Source organism: Nitratidesulfovibrio liaohensis (assembly GCF_011682075.1).
GTDB lineage: Bacteria > Desulfobacterota > Desulfovibrionia > Desulfovibrionales > Desulfovibrionaceae > Cupidesulfovibrio > Cupidesulfovibrio liaohensis.
In genome coordinates this window covers 1-1,546 of the sequence record NZ_VSMK01000521.1, presented here as the reverse complement: position 1 = coordinate 1,546, position 1,546 = coordinate 1, and the positions used below count along the sequence as shown (strand labels likewise).

2 protein-coding genes are annotated in these 1,546 nt (G+C 68.4%); both read left to right on the top strand.

The window, feature by feature from the left end:
• Positions 1-799: VgrG-related protein (locus FVW27_RS15200; protein WP_481850166.1), on the top strand; the 799-nt coding region annotated here is incomplete at its 5' end.
• 531 nt (positions 800-1,330) lie between these two features.
• Positions 1,331-1,546 (top strand): hypothetical protein (locus FVW27_RS15195; RefSeq protein WP_167126697.1); only part of this gene is annotated, 216 nt, incomplete at its 3' end.

Genomic DNA, 1,546 nt, shown 5'->3' with positions numbered 1-1,546 from the left:
GGGGCGCGGCGGCGCACAGGCGGGCGCGGGCAAGGCCGCGCGGCGCGACCGTTCAGACAAGTCTGATGGGGCTGGCAAGTCCGGGCGGCGTGACGCGGCAGGTGTACCGGCAGGCGACATCGGCGGTCTGTCCGCGCAGTTCGAATCGGGTGAGGACGGCATTGCCGCCGTCGGCTACGACCGGCACGGAGGCACCTCGTACGGCAAGTACCAGATTTCGTCGCGGGCCGGGACCATGGACCGCTTTCTCGACTTTGCGCGGCAGGCCGCGCCGGACATCGCCTCTCGCCTGGAGGCCGCCGGACCCGCCAACACCGGCGGCAAGACCGGAGAAATGCCGCGTGTGTGGCGCGAAATAGCCGAAGAGCAACCAGACCGGTTCGAGGCCCTGCAAGAGCGGTTCATCCATGAAAGCCATTATGCCCCGGCCTTGCAGGCCGTCAGCCGCGCCGCCGGATTGAACAAGGGGGCGCTGTCGCCTGCACTGCGCGAGGTGCTGTGGAGCACCGCCGTGCAGCACGGCCCCGCTGGTGCCACCCGCATCTTTGCCCGCGCCCTGGATAACATGGCCGAACACCAGTCGGTGGCGCAGGAAGGCGGGCAGGGCGACGCCACGGTGCAGGCGGGCACCGCCAAGGCGGGCCGCAACTTCGAAAAACAGCTCATTCGCGAGGTGTACGCGGTGCGCTCCGGCCAGTTCGGGTCCTCGTCCGAACGAGTGCAGGCCGCCGTGCAGAACCGTCTGGACCGCGAGATGAAGCTGGCCCTGGCCATGACCGACGGCAAGAACCGCGCCTAGCGCGGCTGGTTCCGGCACTGCCAGCCGGATTGTCTGCCGGATTGTCTGACAGACCGTCCGCCAGACGGCCTGCGGCCAGTGGGTCGCGCTGGCCGGTCGGGCAGGGTTGCCCGTGACCTTCGCCCGGGCCGTTTCGCCGGTCCGGTGCCACCCGCCACGCCCTCGTCCCCCCCCAAAAAACACACAGTCCGCAACGTTGCCCGCCATCCGCCGATTCCCGGCACCAGTCCGGGTGTCGGTCTTTTGGCGCGCCCGATCTGTTCCGCGTGCGCCCGTTCGGGCGTTTTCCCCTGCATGGTTTGCAACATTTCTCCGGCCTGTCTGCATCGGGAACAGGCCGGATTTTCGGTGTTTTTTCATCCGCGCGGCGCCCGGCGGCGCGGTTTTGCCAGGCCTGCCGCGCCGGGCGGTTGACACCGTGGAGTCTCCCGCATACTCTGCACATATGAACACGTGTTCATATGTGCAGATAGAATCGATGGCTGGTCGACGCGCAAACGCGCCCCGCCATTTTTCCACGGAGAGACGCCCATGACTGCCTTTCGCATCGAGGAAATGGACTGCGCCAACGAGGTGAGCATTCTGCGGCGCGCGCTGACCCCGTTGGTGGGCAACCCCGACCGGCTGGAATTCGACGTGCTGTCCCGCCGCATGCGCGTGGACATGGACGGCCTGGACCTGCGCCCCGACGACGTGGTGGCCGCCGTGGCCCGCACCGGCATGCGCGCCGCGCCCGAAGCGGCAGGC